The sequence below is a fragment of the Deefgea piscis genome, from assembly GCF_013284055.1.
Classification (GTDB): Bacteria; Pseudomonadota; Gammaproteobacteria; order Burkholderiales; family Chitinibacteraceae; genus Deefgea; species Deefgea piscis.
The window spans coordinates 1,198,741-1,213,523 of the sequence record NZ_CP054143.1; the positions used below are offsets into that span (position 1 = coordinate 1,198,741).

The window sequence follows — 14,783 nt, forward strand, 5'->3', positions numbered from 1 at the left end:
GATTTAATGGAACAATCAACGATTTTAATGCCTAATTTCCGAAATTTAGGCGTAGTGTTGCGCGCCCTAGTCTTGGTGCATTTAGGCGTCTTGATTTATGTATTTATTAGTATTAACCGCTGGAATGAATGGATAAACAAACTCACTGAAATTAGTTTGTGGGTTGAGCCCGTGCTCCTTATTTCATTAGCAGGGCTAGCTGTAGTAAGTGCACCACTACAAAAAATGAACTACCAAAATGCAGTGATGAGTGTATTGCTGTGGGTTTTCTGCGTCGCGTTTTGCATATCCAATCTATTTCAAAATTTAATCCCGCTTGATCATAGCGTCGTACCTTGGCGCTTTGAGTTTATTACGCTCTGCGTGACTTTTTTGCTTCTACATTATTACCAGCTTTGGATTCGCGCCCTATCGCCGCGCTTGGCTGAGGCCAGACTTGTCGCCTTACAAGCAAGAATAAGACCGCATTTTTTCTTTAATAGTTTGAATGCGGTGCTATCTTTAATACGAAGTCAGCCAAAATTAGCAGAACGGCTGCTTGAGAACCTGTCTGAACTCTTTCGCGTAGCAATGGGTACCGAGACAGGTCTTTCCACAATGGCGCGTGAAGTCGAATTGGCGCAAGGTTATCTTGAAATTGAAAAGGTACGTTTAGGTGATCGATTACAAGTTGAATGGCATATCGACAAGATGCCTAAAAAAGCCCGGATCCCACCATTGATTTTGCAACCATTGTTAGAAAACGCAATTTATCATGGTATTGAGCCAAATATCGAACCTGGGATTATTCAATTGAATATATTTCGAGTGCGTGAGGAAGTGCATATCAACATTCGAAATCCTCTTTTAAATAGTACACCGCTACGACGCGGTAATGGCATGGCACAAGAGAATGTACGCGAGCGTTTACTGCTTTATTATGATGCTGAAGCAAATCTCAGCATCACCACAGGAAACGACTATTATCAAATACATATCATGCTGCCCTATCGGGAGCTTTAACAATGAATACTGCGTTACGACTCTTTCTCGTTGATGACGAACTACCGGCACTCAACCGATTGCAGGACCTGCTAAATGATTGTGCACAAGAATGTCCAAATCAGGTCATTGGCACAGCAACCAATGGTATGAGTGCGCTACCGCAAATTGCAGAGCATGACATTGATGTGGTGATTTTAGATATCCAAATGCCGCAAATGAGTGGAATTGAGGTGGCTAAAAAACTAATGCATTTAGCAAAACCACCAGCTGTTATTTTTGCGACTGCATTTGAAGATTATGGCGTTGCTGCATTTGATGTGCGTGCAGTTGATTACTTACTTAAGCCAATTCGACAAGATCGTCTACTTACAGCATTAAAACGAGTCGTAGAGCAAAGACAGCAGCATCATATACCAAGCAACAATCAAACTATTGAAGGTGCTCGTAGTCATTTTAGTGTGACTGAACGCGGACGAGTTCATTTAATTCCAGTGAGTGAAGCTCGCTTTTTAAAAGCCGAACAAAAATACATCACATTACGCACCCGCGACCGTGAATACTTACTTGAAGATTCGTTAACTAAGCTTGAAGATGAATTTGGATCAAAATTTGTCCGAATACATCGCAATTGCTTAGTGTCACGCGATAATATTGCTGGATTCGAACGCGAAGTACAAACAGGGGGCGAGGCGCATTGGGTCGTTATATTACGTGATGTGCCAGAGCGATTACCTGTAAGTCGTCGCCAACAACATATTATTAAAGATTTCAAAAAAGGTCATGATGGATAATTTTAGTATAAATACCCCTTCATTATTATTTCCTGCTATTTCCTTGTTAATGCTGGCGTACACCAATCGATTTTTAGCTATTTCAAGTATTATTCGCCAGCTTTATGATCATCACCGTAGTAATCCGCATGTTAATATTTTGCGTCAGTTAGCTAATCTAAGAAAACGAGTGTGGCTTATTCGTTATATGCAGGCCTTTGGAATTACAAGTCTATTATTGTGTATTATTTCAATGATTTTTATGGCAATCAACTTAGATCAGTTAGCACAAGGATTATTTGTTGCTAGTTTAATATTAATGATAGGGTCATTAATATTATGCTTACAAGAAGTTATGGTATCAGATTCTGCATTAAAAATTTTACTGTCTGATATTGAAGATGAAATAAAAAATCCTAAAAAATAACAAAAAAAAACGGGCTAAGGCCCGTTTTTTTTATGCTAACAAAGCCAAAATCCACATTGCAGCTAAATTAAATAAACAAACTAATTGTGCTGCACTACCCAAATCCTTAGCCCTTTTTGCTAAATCATGCTTGGCTAAAGAAGTATGATCTACAGCAGCTTCAATTGCTGAATTTAATAATTCAACAATCATAGTAACTAAATGGCTAGCGACAATAATCGCATGAGCCCAAGCAGGCATAGCAAGAAAAAAAGACAATGGAATACCAACAATCGCTAACAAACTGACTTGGCGAAAAGCAGCTTCATTTATCCAACCTGCTTTTAATCCATCAATTGAATAACCTAATGCATTTAAAACTCGTTTTGCGCCTGTTTTACCTTTAAATGGGCTTTCGCTCACTCTTTTTCTCCCGTTAAGATTCAAATACATCAACATAGCAAATATAACTTGTTAATAAAGCTACTGGTAATGCGATAATCAAACCTAAAAACATTGGTAGCATTGCTAAAAACAAAAAAACACCACCAAAAATAGACATAATTAAAATTGGTTGCCAATTACGCCAAAAAGCTAAAAATGATAATTTCATTGCTTCATTAGCTTTCATTCCTTGAAGCATCACTAAAGTCGGCGCATAAAAATAAGCACTATAAACAATTAAAAAAGCAAACAATACAACAATTAACAAAGGCCAAATCACACCGATTTGCTCAATGACTTGAATATTTTTATCAACAGATAGAAACCCAAAAAAAGATGATATTGCAAGTAGCATAGTCATCAATACCATAACAAATATGGTGCCGAACATATATAAAACACCAACTTTCAATAATTCAACGAATCTTAATTTAAATCCAGAAAACAAATCAATTAATTGTGGTATATCTCCAGCTGCTTGTTTTTTTGCCGACCACATAATACCACCTAAAAAAACGGGTCCAAGCAAAGTAGAAATAAATCCACCAATTATAGGTAAGAAAGCAATACCAAAAAATAGCACAACAAAAACGCCACAAATACTTATCCAGATTGTTGGTGCTTGTTTAAATAATTTAAATGCACTCACAATCCAATACCAACCTTGTATGGCTGGTATTTTTTTTGGCTCAATACTTACATCAATTACATTATCTTGTTCTAACATACTTATTACCTGGTTAAAAAAAGTCTATACCCACATCGTAACTGAAATTAGATCTTTTTTAAGCTTGCATCTTGCCAGATAAAGATGAAGCGCACATGAAAAAGCCGCTGAAATCAGCGGCTTTTTTATTAAAACACTATGAATTTATGCAATGCACGCCAATGCTTGGCGAGCAATCATCAGTTCTTCATTCGTTGGAATCACATAAACTGCGATTTTACTATCCGCCAAAGAAATGCGACGTGGTTCACTAGAACGTACCGCATTTGCAGCTTCATCAAGCTCAACGCCTAACCAACGCAATTGATGACAAACAGCTTTACGTGTATTGGCATCATTTTCACCAATACCGGCAGTAAATACTAAAGCATCCATACCACCGATTGCTGCTGCTAACGAAGCTGCTTCACGAACAACACTACTAGCAAAATACTCAACTGCTAATTTTGCACGCGGTGAATCTGAATTTTCTAAATCACGCATATCGCTAGAGAAACCAGACAAACCAAGTAGACCTGATTCTTTGTACAACAAGGTTTCAATTTGTTTTGCATCCATTTTTAAATGATTCATCAAATGCAATACAACACCAGCATCAATACGGCCACAACGAGTACCCATTGGCAAACCATCTAATGCAGTAAAGCCCATGGTTGTTAATTGGCAGCGACCACCAAGTAAACCAGCCATTGAAGAACCATTACCTAAGTGAGCAACGACAGTACGACCTTCTGCTGCACGAGTATCAATTTCTGGCAATACGCTGGCAATATATTCATACGATAAGCCATGGAAGCCATAACGACGAATGCCTTCTTTTTGCGAGAATTCATACGGTAGTGCAAATAATTGGTTCAATTCTGGTTGCGTAGTATGAAATGCAGTATCAAAGCAGGTTACTTGGGGCACATTTGGTAATAATTCTTCAAGAACACGAATTGGTGTGATGTTATGTGGTTCATGCAAAGGTGCCAAAGGAATCAAAGCTTCTAAACCTGCAATTACTTCAGGCGTCACAAGTTCAGGTTTTGAATAGGTTGTTCCGCCATGAACTACGCGATGGCCAATCACTGCAATTGAACGTCCTTCAATACGCGATTCCAACCAGTTGAGCATATAGCGTAAAGCATAATCGTGATTTTTTGGCGCATCACTAGGTAATGTTTCATTGGCTACTTTATTATCAGCGGCATCTTTTGCGCTGAATTTTGGTTCTACATACAAACCTTCCATTTGGCCTTTAAATAAGACAATAGGATCAGCTGCGCTAGTTTCAAATAATGAAAATTTAATACTTGAAGAACCGGCATTGATAACTAAAACTAATTCACTCATTTTTTACTCCAAATTTAAAAATAACAAAGGGTATTGATCTACATATGTTACTAATCAAGACCTAGAAGGCAATACAGCATTAATTTATTTTAAAAAATTATCACTATGAAAAAGAGTTAATATTTTAAAATACTATTTAGTCTTAATTTGTCTTAATAATAAAAAATACTTAATCATAACTATGCAAAAAGCATTAAATTGCATCATGGTATGATTTATGTATAGTTCATATAAATTCTTACAACTAAAACTACAGTTGCATTGTGATTTGCTTACGTTTTTTCGTTCCTTAAAGTAGTCCTTTTAAAAATATGTAAGGTTTAAGCTATATTTACAACGAACTACAGTCACTTACTTATTATGACGTGTAGTTTGGCAAACACTTGTAGGCTATGCAAAGTAAATTGTGGCATAACATCATTGTTGGCATGGCTTAAAATCAATTGCATCTATTTGATTTTATTATATTTTTTTAAAAAATCAGTCTTTTTTTGATCATTAAGTTAGAACTTGATTCATCAATTTAATGAGGTGTTAGCACTACAAACACGTCTAAATTTACATGTAATGAAAGTTTTAACCTAGAGAATGTATGTGGTTAGCCTCTAATATTGATCTTGTTTTTACTTGATTTTTTAACGATGCCAATTGCATACAGCAAAAATTAACAGCATTATAAACCGTGAAAATTATAATAACTTGGTTAATATCAAGGTCTTGAAGGTCATAGTTAAAAATGAATACTAATTACACTACACATCTTATTTGTGCACCTGAATTATCAGATACTTTTAAAGTAAGCAATATAAATATTAAAGTAGGTGAATTTGTTAGTAAAAATGAATTATTGATATCTTTAAATAAAAACAATGATCATATTTATATTAATGCTATTGAAGATGGTCAAATTAGTTATTTATTTATTAACATTGGTGATGATATTAATAATGGTGATTTACTATTATCAATGGAAGTTGAAGAATTGCCCACTGGGTTTTTAGATGTGGTAGATCAACGCTGTAGTCAAGATTCAACTGAAGTTGATATTGAAAATTCATTAATGATAATACCTTCTGCAGCAAAATTAGCTTCTCGATTAGGTGTTGATTTAAGTTTAGTAAATCCAAATTGTATAACTGGTTATATCGGTAATGAAGAAGTTGAATTATTTGTTAAGCATGAATTATTGAAATTACAGCAGTTGAGGAAATTATTAGCATAGTTAGTTTGTTTAAGAATATGCATTTGGTATTGCAGTTTGGATTGATGTTTGTAGCTTAGATATTTTAAGTCATTGATTTTTATAGCTTAATTTTTAATTTTGTAAATAAGTTATTGATTTATATATGTTTTCTCATATTGCTTGATTTTTAAGTTGATCATGTTTTGAAGCGTTTGTTTTTTATATATATATTGATAAGTAAAAGATAGTAGTAATAGATAAGGATCAAAAAATCTGTGGATAACTCTATAAACCTTTATTTATCAACATCTTAAGTTGTCCACATGGGTGCTGATAGTCCTTGTTCCTGCTGTGGATAATATGTGTTGAGTTTTTGGCTTGATCTGTGGGTAACACTTATCCACATTGATCGTGGACTTCCCCACATTTTAAGTGATTGATTTGTATAGGGTTGTGTGAATAAGCGTATAATCGCGGCTTTTCTTGGGGGTGTTTGATGGCAATTCAGTGGTTTCCGGGTCATATGCATGTGGCGCAGAAGAAAGTGGCAGAGACAATGGCCAAGGTGGATATGGTGATTGAAATCGTGGATGCACGTATGCCCTTGTCCAGTAGTAACCCAATGATTGAGAAGTTGCGTTTACATCGGCAACGTCCAGCTTTAAAAATTATCAATAAAACAGATTTGGCTGATCCTAAGTTAAGTCAGTTATGGTTGAATTATTTCCGCCAGCAAGCAGGTACTGAAGCCTTGTTGATGGGCGAAGACAACAAGCAAGCCGCAATTAAACAGATCGCCGTCTTGTGTAAAAAATTAGCACCGTTCCGTAATGATGCTGAAAAGCCGTTGCGAGCGATGATTTTGGGGATTCCCAACGTAGGTAAGTCCACTTTATTAAATACGCTGGCTAAGCGAAAAGTGGCTCGTGTTGCAGATACACCGGGTGTTACTAAGTCTCAGCAGCGGATTGAAACGCTTGATGGGGTTATTTTGTATGACACGCCAGGTTTAATGTGGCCTAAAGTTGAACACGAACCTTCTGGCTTTCGTTTGGCTTTGGGTGGCTCAATTGGTCGCAATGCATATGATGAAATTTTGGTGGCTTATTTTGCGATTGAAACTTTACGCGAGCGCTATCCTAAAGAATTGATGGCACGCTATAAGTTGAGTAGTCTGGATGGTAGTGTGGATGAGTTGTTTAATTTGATTGGTCGTAAACGTGGTGCTTTGATGGCTGGTGGTGTGATTGATGAACAAAAAACAGCTGATTTAATTATCACAGATTATCGTAGCAAAGCGATTGGTCGCATGACTTTAGAAGTACCTGACGACTTTATCGGGGTTGATTTAGGTTCGGGGGATGATCTTCCTGACGTACTTGAAACTGAAGATGACGATTGATTTGTATTCGTTGGCAATGATGTGCTTGTAAAATGTAACATCACATATTGCGTAACTCGGCATGCATTATCTAGATTATGTGTAGGTATATTGCTATAGACCTTTGTTTTAAAGGTTTTTGTGTGTATACCTATATGTAAGTTTAATGATTTATTGAATTTGTATTGGTATGCATAATCAATATTTTTATATTTTTGTCGCTACATAACGTCAAAACTGCGATTGATAGGAAATCAAAAATGGATGTAGAGCTTGGTCATTTGGAAGGTAAAGTCCTGCAATTAGTGAACTTATGCCGTGAATTACGTACTGAAAATCAAGAACTTAGAGCTAATTTACAATTGGCTCAAGAAGAAAATCAAAGCTTAAATACGAAATTAGTTGGCGCAAAAGACAAAGTAAATGCGATTTTGGCTAAATTACCCGAGGATGGCGTATGACTGATGCCGTGAAGTTGTTGGATATTTCAATCATGGGACGTGAGTTTCGTGTGGCTTGTCCTGCGCATGAAGAAGAAACCTTACTTCAAGCTGTGCAACTTCTCGATGCACGGATGCATGAAATTCGCACTGCAGGTAAGGTCATTGGCATTGAGAAGATTGCAATGATGACGGCTTTAAATATGACGCACGAGTTTTTAACGGCAAAGGTTGAAGGTGGCTTTGACTTTAGTGATTTTCAGCGTAAAATCGGAAATATAAGTTCAACGATCGACGCAGTTTTACAGGAATAATTTACGTATTTCGAACTGCGCCGTGATGCAAGTTAGCTTTCCTGCGGTGTTCGCGACGGTTCTAAATCTTTGAACCGATAAGCTGTATAGCACGTTTGCCAGTCATCTAGACGCCTGTTGTGAGCGTTCCTTGAGAATGCACCTGATGGCATCTGACCGGCAACAACTTGAACCATGGGTTCAAGATGCGAACCGAAACGGCACTGTGGGAAGCCCTCATTTTTTGTGATTACTCAAAAAACTCAATTACGTCGTGATCTTCGGCAACGCCGAACGGCGATATCTAAAATACAGCGACAAGCCGCTGCTTGGGCTGTAACTCATTATCCGCAAATTTTACAAAAACTTCGTCGTGGCAAAAAAATTGCTTTATATGTGCCTGTTGGCAGTGAGTTTTCTGCCTGGCCATTAATTTTTTTAGCACTGCAACGGGGTTGCTTAGTCTATTTACCGGTTGTACCTAAAGTGGGTCGACGATTAAATTTTGTGCGCTTAAATGAAGGTGCTGTTTGGTCTTATGGTGCATTTAATATTCCAACACCCAGTCATTCTGAGCAATGTTCAAGCCGTGATTTGGATTCTGTTTTTGTTCCTTTGCTTGGTTTTGATTTGCAATTAGCTCGATTAGGGCAAGGTGGTGGTTATTACGATACGACATTTGCATTTCGTCGATTACGAAAAACGTGGCTTAAACCAGCATTAATTGGCTTGGCATATTCATGTCAACAAGTAGAGCGATTGCCCTGTGAGGCTTGGGATTTAAAATTAGATGCAATTGCAACAGAGCAAGGATGGATTCGTCGCTCGCCTATCAATTGAGAGTAGTGAAATTACTGACATACTTTCGCATTCTACTTGTTTATGATGTCAAGCTTGCTCTATGCTATTTGCATCGCAACGGTTTGAAGCAAATCAAGTGAGGTAATTATGGTTGCTGTAATTTCTTCCCCTGTTCGTATTATGAATGCGGCAGGCCTTCATGCTAGACCAGCGGCGAATATTGTTAACACTGCCAAGCAGTACCAGTCTGAGATTAAGTTGTTACACAAAGGAATTGAAGCTAATGCTAAATCCCTTGTTTCTGTGATGGGCTTGGATGTTTCTAAAGACGATCAGATTCAAATCAAAGCAGATGGATTGGATGCAAATGAAGCAATGCTTGCTGTAAGCACAATGATTGCTTCTGGCTGTGGGGAAGACTAAATCGGTTAAATTTATAAATAGGGTGGCTTAAGCCACCCTATTTGCTTCTGAATAGTAAGTATTCAAAATCATTTTCTATTTTGCATGTAAAAAAATGTAATAAAGTAATATTTTAAATTAAATGAACTCTGGAAACTGATTAAGCACAAAACATGTGTTTTTTATAAAGTTAAAATGAATAAATATGGTTTAAGCATATCTGATTTTGATCTGTAAAATTTACATATAAATTGAGCAATATTACGCCCCATGTCAATAGCATTGGCGGGTAAACTAAAAAACAAGAATATGTCAACGCAATAAAAATTAATGCGGGTCAATTTGATTGACCAATTTGACTAAGAATTAAACCAACAGAGGTTGTTATGTCGATAAATCCAGTTTCGCAATTTGTATTGCTGGCCCCACTATCGGGTGTGATGGTGCCTTTGGATACTGTACCTGATCCAGTTTTTGCTCAAAAAATGGTCGGTGATGGTGTTTCAATAGATCCAACAAGTAATGTGTTGTTGGCGCCGATTACCGGTAAGGTAACGCAGGTGCATTCAGCAAAGCATGCAATTACTTTGGTTGCTGCTAATGGGATTGAAGTATTAATCCATATTGGTTTAGACACTGTGATGCTGAAAGGCCAGGGCTTTACTGCGAAGGTCAAAGAAGGCGATATCGTCGATGCGGGTCAACCATTAATTGAATTTGATATGGATGCCGTGGGTCGTAAAGCCTTGTCATTGTTGACGCAAATGGTGATTACTAGTGGCGAAAAAGTCGCGCGCTATACTCCCAATACAGGTTTGGTGATTGCCGGTAAGGATATTGCTTTAACACTGGACTTGGCTGAAGGTATTGCTCAGACTTCAGCTACTGCAGATTCATCCGGTGAGGCGTATTCAGATCCAATTCGTACGCCTAATCCAACAGGTTTACATGCTCGCCCTGCCGCTGTTTTGGCCAATGCTGCAAAGACATTTAAGTCTGAAGTTAAATTAGTACGCGCTGGCCAAGAAGCGAATGCTAAATCAGTCGTTGCAATCATGGGTCTAGAAGTACAAAACGGCGATGAAATCCGCGTTCGTGCTATTGGTCCTGATGCTTCTGCGGCAATTCAAAAATTAAGCGCGTTGATTATTAGTGGTTGTGGTGAAGATGTAGGTGGCGTAGCACCAAAACATAAACCGGCACCACTGGATACGATTAAAACCACTAAGGCACAACCTAAGTCAGAAGATCCAAATGTGTTGACCGGTGTGTCAGCATCGCCAGGCTTGGCTGTGGGACAAATTTTCCAAGTTAAGCAAGTGGATATTGCCGTCGTTGAAGCCGGCGAGTCGCCAGAATTAGAGCGTCGTCGTTTTGACCAAGCGTTGAAAGATGCGCATCAACAACTTGAAAATCTAAAATCTGAAATTAGCGATGAAAGTAAAGCTGAGATTTTTGCTGCTCACCAAGAGTTGCTTGAAGATCCGGATTTGTTAGCCATTGCGATTGCTGGTATCACCAACGGCAAGAGTGCCGGTTTTGCGTGGAAAGAAGCCTACAACACTTATTCAGCTAAGCTTGCGGCACTAAAAAATGAAGTGCTAGCGGGTCGTGCGAATGATATTCGCGATGTGGGTTTGCGCGTATTACGTTTGATTGCAGGTATTGAAGAAACAGCAATGGTCGTTCCAGAAAATGCGATTTTGATCGCAGAAGACCTAACGCCATCAGATACCGCAAGTTTGGATCGTACTCGTGTACTTGGTTTTTGCACCGTCGGTGGCGGAGCAACCAGCCACGTGGCAATTTTGGCTCGTTCACTCAATATTCCCGCAATCTGTGGCATTGATGAAGATGCATTGAATTTGACCAACGGCATGCCGGTGATTTTGGATGGTAGCCGTGGTACTTTGCGCAAAAACCCATCTGAAGCCGAAGTAAACAATATTCGTGAAAAACAAGCCAAGCAAGCTATTAAACGTGATGCTGAATTAGCCGCAGCATTTGAACCAGCTGTGACGCAAGATGGCATTCATGTCGAAGTGGTGGCGAATATTGGTGGTATTGACGATGCGGTTCAAGGCGTAAAACTGGGTAGTGAAGGGGTAGGTTTGTTACGCAGTGAGTTCTTGTACTTAGAACGTACTGATGCACCGACCGAAGAAGAGCAAAGCCAGATTTATATCGACATCGCCAAAGCGCTTGGTAACGATCGTACATTTGTAGTGCGTACTTTGGATGTGGGTGGTGATAAACCATTGGCCTACTTGCCAATGCCGGTCGAAGAAAATCCATTCTTGGGTGTTCGTGGCGTGCGTTTATGCTTAGCAGAACCAGAGTTATTACATACTCAAGTTCGTGCAGTGCTACGTTCTGCGCCATTCTCGAAACTAGCCATCATGTTCCCAATGATTACTAGCTTGGAAGAAGTTCGTGAAGTGAAGCGTATTGTTGCTGAAGAAAAAGCGGCTTTAGGCATTACTCAAGACGTTCAAGTCGGCATTATGGTTGAAGTTCCGGCCACTGCCGTTATGGCCGAGCAATTTGCGCGTGAAGTTGATTTCTTCTCTATTGGTACCAACGATTTAACGCAATACACTTTGGCAATGGATCGTGGTCATCCAAAATTAGCCAAGCAAGCCGATGTGATGCATCCAGGCGTATTGAATTTGATCAATATGACGGTAAAAGGCGCACATGCACATGGCAAGTGGGTTGGTGTATGCGGTGGTATTGCCTCAGACCCTATGGCTATCCCGTTGTTGCTGGGTATCGGTGTGGATGAATTGTCTGCGAGTGTACCGACGATTCCTGCAATTAAAGCTTTGGTTCGGACTTTAAACAAAGTGGAATGTGAGAAACTCGCTGCAGAAGTTTTACAAATGGGTACCGCTGCTGAAGTTCGGGCTCGTTTGTCGCAACTTGTCGATTAAAGAGGTTTGATATGGTATTGGTCGTTATTGCACTATTAGTGGGAATTGGTATTGGTTGGGTATTGAAGGGTCGGCAAGTGCCTGTGGCACCTGCATCGGTTGAAAAACCGGTTGTTATTGAAGTATTGCCTTCATCGTCAGCTGAATTACTCAATCCAGAGTGGTATGCCGCTTTAGGTGGTAAAGCGAATGTACGCTTGGCTGAATCAATTGCAACCACACGTATCCGTGTTGAATTGCTAGATGCCGCTTTGTTAAATGAAGCTGTATTAAAAGATTTAGGTGTTGCTGCCGTTGCCAAAATTGATGCACATACAGTGCATTTAATTAAGTAAATCGATCGTAAATAAATACAAAAATCCACCGGTAGAACGGTGGATTTTTTTTATCAAAATGGATATCAACGGTGAATTTTACTTGCTGTGCTTTATATTAAAAAAGATGACTGATTATTTTATTGGTAAGGTAAATCCCTGTAAGGTCATCGCTGCATAGTCAATGTTTACTTTTTGTAACAGAATCTAAAGTGAGTTCGATAAACCGGCGATTGCATGACAAATAAGAAACAGCAATGGCCTTTGGAGAAAAATAATGTTTAAGAATGCTTTTGCAGTCTTACAAAAAATTGGTAAGGCATTGATGCTACCGGTCGCAGTATTACCTGTGGCCGGTTTATTACTTGGGATTGGTGCTTCAAACTTTCCATTTATCCCAGAAATTGTCTCGCAGATTATGGCCGGTAGTGGCGATGCGATCTTTGGTAGTTTGCCTATTATTTTTGCGATCGGTGTGGCATTAGGTTTAAGCGATAACGATGGCGTTGCTGCAATTGCTGCTGTGGTTGGCTTTGTGGTATTGCAGGCGACCATGGGGGTAATGACCGGAGTCGCATCATTACCTGCCGATCAATTTCAAGCTTTATTGGCATCACATAAATCGTTTGAAGCCACTGTTTTTGGGATAAGCCAGCAAGTCTATCCTGCTCTAGTATTTGGATTTAAAACCATTAATACTGGGGTGTTTGGGGGGATTATTATTGGTGGTGTCGCAGCGGCTTTATTCAATAAGTACTACCGAATCGAATTACCAGCGTATTTGGGCTTTTTTGCAGGCAAGCGTTTTGTTCCGATTGTGACCGGGATTGCGGCTATTTTTGTTGGTTTGGTCATGTCTCTAATTTGGCCACCGATTCAAGATGTGTTGAATACCTTCTCGCATTGGGCCGCGGTATCTGATACCCGAACTGCTGCCACGGTGTATGGTTTTGTAGAGCGGATGTTGATTCCATTTGGTCTGCATCATATTTGGAATGTGCCGTTTTTCTTTGAAATGGGCGAATTCACTGATGCCGCAGGTAAAGTGGTGCGTGGTGATATTAATCGTTTCCTTGCCGGCGATCGTACTGCGGGTATTTTGTCTGGCGCATTCTTGTTCAAAATGTTTGGCTTGCCTGCTGCAGCCATTGCAATTTGGCATACTGCAAAACCTGAAAATCGGGTGATGGTGGGCGGGATTATGATTTCAGCCGCGCTGACCTCATTCCTTACTGGGATTACCGAGCCGATTGAATTTGCCTTTATGTTTGTCGCTCCTGTGTTGTATGTCATTCATGCGGTATTAGCGGCGTCGACTCAATTTGTTGCCAATACCTTTGGTATGCATATGGGCTTTACTTTCTCGCAAGGTGGTATCGATTTCTTGTTGTTTAACGTCTTTGGTAAGAACGCGCAAAACTGGTGGTATGTACTGTTCTTTGGGCCAATGTATGCGGCCTTGTATTACTTTACTTTCCGTTATGCCATTCTCAAGTGGAATATGAAAACCCCAGGTCGTGAAGATGTGGCGGTTGATGCGGTTCAACACCAAGCCAGTGGCCAAGGTATGGCGCATGATTTGGTGGTTGCATTTGGTGGTGCTGCGAATATTGAAAGCTTAGATGCATGTATTACACGTTTGCGGATCTCTGTTCGCGATGCGGCTAAAGTCAATCAAGCTTCATTAAAAGCATTGGGTGCCGCTGGGGTCATGCAAGTTGGCAATAATATGCAGGCTATTTTTGGTACCCGTTCAGAAAATCTTAAAACCGATATGACTGAGTATTTGAAGGCTGGCGGAACAGGTGTAGCAGCGCCTGCGGCGGTTGTACCAGCAGTCAGTGTGGCGGCAGGTACGATTCGTAATCCAGCATTATTGGCAGCTTTAGGTGGTCAAGATAATATTAGCGAAACAGCGCCAATTGCAGCTACGCGGATTCGGGTGCAATTAAAGGACGCCAAACAATTTAATGAGGCGGCAGTTTTAGCATCGGGTGTTTCTGCGGTGGCAAAGCTTGATGGCAATGTATTTCATTTGATTGTGGGTGATTCGTCGCAGCTACTTGCATCGACTGTTTAATTTAAAACCAACGTTAAAAAGCCCATCATGTGTTGATGGGCTTTTTTTGTAATCAGTCTGATTTTTTGCTTTGCGCTCATTTTATGTTTTACGCGTTTGCGTGAGGATCATATGCCTATTTTATTGGTCATTACCTGCTGAGCATTGAATGACGATTGATGTTGATTGCATAATTTAGGGTGGAGGTTAAACAAAAAGCAAAATATTGCGTTAATTTGATCTGCGAATAACAGCGCACTTGCATGGCTTTAAGCATGTAGATCATGATTGGCAAATAGCGAGTCGCTTGC

At 39.5% G+C, this 14,783-nt stretch carries 15 protein-coding genes and 1 other RNA gene; 13 read left to right on the top strand and 3 right to left on the bottom strand.

The features are described 5' to 3' along the window. The first annotated feature begins 6 nt into the window (after positions 1-6). Genes HQN60_RS05810 through HQN60_RS05820 form a run of 3 tightly spaced genes read left to right on the top strand, consistent with a single transcriptional unit; the run spans position 7 to position 2,181 of the window. Entirely contained in the window at positions 7-1,002 is a 996-nt protein-coding gene (locus HQN60_RS05810) for a sensor histidine kinase (RefSeq protein WP_173532772.1), read from the top strand. Between the two features lie 2 nt (positions 1,003-1,004). Continuing rightward, a complete protein-coding gene (locus tag HQN60_RS05815) occupies positions 1,005-1,775 on the top strand; it encodes a LytR/AlgR family response regulator transcription factor (RefSeq protein ID WP_173532773.1) in 771 nt (256 codons plus the stop codon). Beyond that, positions 1,765-2,181 (top strand): DUF2721 domain-containing protein, encoded by a 417-nt coding sequence (locus HQN60_RS05820; protein ID WP_247646443.1) that lies wholly within the window; start codon positions 1,765-1,767, stop codon positions 2,179-2,181. Before HQN60_RS05815 ends, HQN60_RS05820 begins: the two co-directional genes overlap by 11 nt. A gap of 30 nt (positions 2,182-2,211) precedes the next feature. Here HQN60_RS05820 and HQN60_RS05825 read toward each other — a convergent pair whose 3' ends face one another. The 3 genes from HQN60_RS05825 to HQN60_RS05835 all read right to left on the bottom strand — a co-directional run bounded on the left by HQN60_RS05825 (position 2,212) and on the right by HQN60_RS05835 (position 4,666). Further along, the gene (locus HQN60_RS05825) at positions 2,212-2,613 is read right to left on the bottom strand and encodes a diacylglycerol kinase (RefSeq protein ID WP_173532774.1); all 402 of its coding nucleotides are present in this window, start codon (positions 2,611-2,613) and stop codon (positions 2,212-2,214) included. After that, positions 2,597-3,331 carry a BPSS1780 family membrane protein gene (locus HQN60_RS05830; RefSeq protein WP_173532775.1) on the bottom strand — a complete coding sequence of 245 codons (735 nt, stop codon included), beginning with the start codon at positions 3,329-3,331 and terminating at the stop codon, positions 2,597-2,599. The genes HQN60_RS05825 and HQN60_RS05830 overlap by 17 nt, the downstream gene beginning before the upstream one ends. A gap of 144 nt (positions 3,332-3,475) precedes the next feature. Further along, complete coding sequence (locus tag HQN60_RS05835; RefSeq protein ID WP_173532776.1) at positions 3,476-4,666, bottom strand: acetate/propionate family kinase; 1,191 nt, start codon at positions 4,664-4,666, stop codon at positions 3,476-3,478. Positions 4,667-5,402: 736 nt separating this feature from the next. Here HQN60_RS05835 and HQN60_RS05840 point away from each other — a divergent pair. The 10 genes from HQN60_RS05840 (at position 5,403) to ptsG (ending at position 14,493) form a co-directional block, all read left to right on the top strand. Beyond that, positions 5,403-5,888: a biotin/lipoyl-containing protein gene (locus HQN60_RS05840; protein WP_173532777.1), complete on the top strand. Its 486-nt coding sequence runs from the start codon at positions 5,403-5,405 to the stop codon at positions 5,886-5,888. A gap of 457 nt (positions 5,889-6,345) precedes the next feature. Next, on the top strand, positions 6,346-7,251 hold the full coding sequence (gene ylqF / locus HQN60_RS05845; RefSeq protein ID WP_173532778.1) for a ribosome biogenesis GTPase YlqF: 906 nt from the start codon (positions 6,346-6,348) through the stop codon (positions 7,249-7,251). Between the two features lie 239 nt (positions 7,252-7,490). Continuing rightward, entirely contained in the window at positions 7,491-7,691 is a 201-nt protein-coding gene (locus tag HQN60_RS05850) for a coiled-coil domain-containing protein (protein WP_173532779.1), read from the top strand. After that, complete coding sequence (locus HQN60_RS05855) at positions 7,688-7,984, top strand: cell division protein ZapA (protein ID WP_173532780.1); 297 nt, start codon at positions 7,688-7,690, stop codon at positions 7,982-7,984. The genes HQN60_RS05850 and HQN60_RS05855 overlap by 4 nt, the downstream gene beginning before the upstream one ends. 35 nt (positions 7,985-8,019) lie before the next feature. Further along, a non-coding RNA gene (ssrS, locus tag HQN60_RS05860) (6S RNA) lies at positions 8,020-8,200 on the top strand. 9 nt (positions 8,201-8,209) lie between these two features. Next, positions 8,210-8,803 carry a 5-formyltetrahydrofolate cyclo-ligase gene (locus HQN60_RS05865; protein ID WP_173532781.1) on the top strand — a complete coding sequence of 198 codons (594 nt, stop codon included), beginning with the start codon at positions 8,210-8,212 and terminating at the stop codon, positions 8,801-8,803. A 108-nt stretch (positions 8,804-8,911) separates the two neighbouring features. Beyond that, a complete protein-coding gene (locus tag HQN60_RS05870; protein ID WP_173532782.1) occupies positions 8,912-9,187 on the top strand; it encodes an HPr family phosphocarrier protein in 276 nt (91 codons plus the stop codon). Positions 9,188-9,552: 365 nt separating this feature from the next. Next, a complete protein-coding gene (gene ptsP, locus HQN60_RS05875; protein WP_173532783.1) occupies positions 9,553-12,099 on the top strand; it encodes a phosphoenolpyruvate--protein phosphotransferase in 2,547 nt (848 codons plus the stop codon). Between the two features lie 11 nt (positions 12,100-12,110). Next, on the top strand, positions 12,111-12,434 hold the full coding sequence (locus HQN60_RS05880; RefSeq protein ID WP_173532784.1) for a PTS sugar transporter subunit IIB: 324 nt from the start codon (positions 12,111-12,113) through the stop codon (positions 12,432-12,434). A 256-nt stretch (positions 12,435-12,690) separates the two neighbouring features. After that, positions 12,691-14,493: a glucose-specific PTS transporter subunit IIBC gene (ptsG, locus tag HQN60_RS05885; RefSeq protein ID WP_173532785.1), complete on the top strand. Its 1,803-nt coding sequence runs from the start codon at positions 12,691-12,693 to the stop codon at positions 14,491-14,493. The last annotated feature ends 290 nt before the right edge of the window (positions 14,494-14,783 follow it).